The sequence below is a fragment of the Mesorhizobium sp. M8A.F.Ca.ET.021.01.1.1 genome, assembly GCF_003998025.1.
GTDB lineage: Bacteria > Pseudomonadota > Alphaproteobacteria > Rhizobiales > Rhizobiaceae > Mesorhizobium.
Genome location: NZ_RZSJ01000844.1, coordinates 1 through 1,852, shown reverse-complemented (window position 1 = coordinate 1,852; position 1,852 = coordinate 1). Strand labels below are relative to the sequence as shown.

The following is a 1,852-nucleotide window of genomic DNA, read 5'->3' as shown; positions in this document are numbered from 1 at the left end:
TTCAAGGCCAACCCGGACTATGCGCTTGCCTGCGCGAAGACAGCTTATGATGCCGGCGCGCGCTGGGTGGTGCTTTGCGACACCAATGGCGGCACGCAGCCCTCCGAAGTGCGGGCAATCGTTGAAAAGGTCATCGCCGCGGGCATCCCGGGCCAGCATCTCGGCATCCACGCCCATGACGACACCGGCCAGGCGGTGGCCAATTCCCTTGCCGCCGTCGAAGCCGGCGTGCGTCAGATCCAGGGCACGCTGAACGGCATTGGCGAGCGCTGCGGCAACGCCAATCTGATCTCCATCGTGCCGACGCTGGCGCTGAAGCCGGCTTTCGCCGACCGCTTCGAGACTGGAATTTCAGCCGAATCGCTGACCGGCATCTCAAGGCTGTCCCGCGCCTTCGACGAATTGTTGAACCGTGCCCCGGAAGCGCAGGCCCCCTATGTCGGCTCGTCCGCCTTTGCCACCAAGGCCGGCATTCATGCTTCCGCGCTTGCCAAGGAGCCGGCGACTTATGAGCACGTGCCGCCGGAATCCGTGGGCAACCGTCGCCGCGTCATGGTCTCTGACCAGGGCGGCAAGGCCAATTTCCTCGCCGAGTTGAAGCGGCGCGGCATCGATGTGCCGAAGGACGATCACCGGCTCGACGCCCTGATATCCGTGGTCAAGGAGCGTGAGGCGTCGGGCTATGCCTATGAGGGCGCCGACGCCTCCTTCGAACTCCTGGCGCGCAAGATGCTGCATGGCCTGCCCGAGTTCTTCCACGTCACCTCGTTCCGCTGCATGATCGAGCGCCGCTTCGATGCCAACGGACAGTTGAAGACGGTATCGGAAGCGGTGGTCAAGGTGCTGGTCGAGGGCGAGGAGAAGATGTCGGTGGCCGAGGGCCATGGCCCGGTCAACGCGCTCGACATCGCGCTCCGCAAGGATCTCGGCAGATACCAGAACGAGATCGCCGATCTCGAACTCGCCGACTTCAAGGTGCGTATCCTCAATGGCGGCACCGAGGCCATCACCCGCGTGCTCATCGAATCGCATGACGGCACCGGCGCCCGCTGGTGGACGGTCGGTGTCTCCGAAAACATTATTGACGCATCGTTCCAGGCGCTGATGGATTCAATCATCTACAAGCTGATGAAGAACCGCGAGATGGCGGGGCTGGTGGCTGCGGAGTAAGTTGAACCATCAGCGAAAGTCCATTGATCCATCAGAACTTTGCGATGGTCTTGCCAAGGTTACTGGGCCATAGCGTTGGGCCATGGCCGCTGAAGCAATTGCCTCCGATACAGATTCAAAAGCCCGCCGCGGCTTCTTGCTGGCGCTGGGCGCTTATCTCTTGTGGGGGTTGCTGCCCTTCTACATGAAGGCGGTGGCGCATCTGCCGCTTGCCGAGGTCATTGCACATCGCATCGTCTGGTCGCTGCCGATTGCCGCGGCGGTCCTGGTCTGGGCCGGCCGCACGGCCGATTTCAAGGCGGCGATCCGCTCGCCCCGTACCATCGCCATGGCGGCGCTGACGGCGGCGTTGATTTCGGTAAACTGGGGCATTTACGTCTGGGCGATCGCCGTCGACCGCACCGTCGAGACAGCCCTCGGCTATTACATCAACCCGCTGGTCAACGTCGTGGTCGGCGCGCTGCTGCTTGGCGAACGGCTCGACCGGCTGCAGATCGCGGCGGTGGCGCTTGCCGCGGTTGCCGTCGCCGTACTGACGATCGATGGCGGCAAGCTGCCCTGGGTGTCGCTGGCGTTGGCGTTTTCCTTCGCCGCCTACGGCTTCTTCCGCAAGACGCTGCCGATCGGCCCCAGCCAGGGTTTCCTGCTCGAAGTGCTTTTGCTGTCGGTGCCGGCGCTGGGC

Annotated in this window: 2 protein-coding genes; both read left to right on the top strand. The window is 63.7% G+C overall.

Features of this window, described 5'->3' with window-relative positions; all coding sequences use genetic code 11:
• On the top strand, positions 1-1,170 hold a 1,170-nt coding region (locus tag EOA36_RS34645; protein WP_127281157.1), incomplete at its 5' end, for an alpha-isopropylmalate synthase regulatory domain-containing protein.
• Between the two features lie 82 nt (positions 1,171-1,252).
• Positions 1,253-1,852, top strand: a 600-nt coding sequence (gene rarD / locus EOA36_RS34640) for an EamA family transporter RarD (RefSeq protein ID WP_127281156.1), incomplete at its 3' end; no start/stop codon positions are given.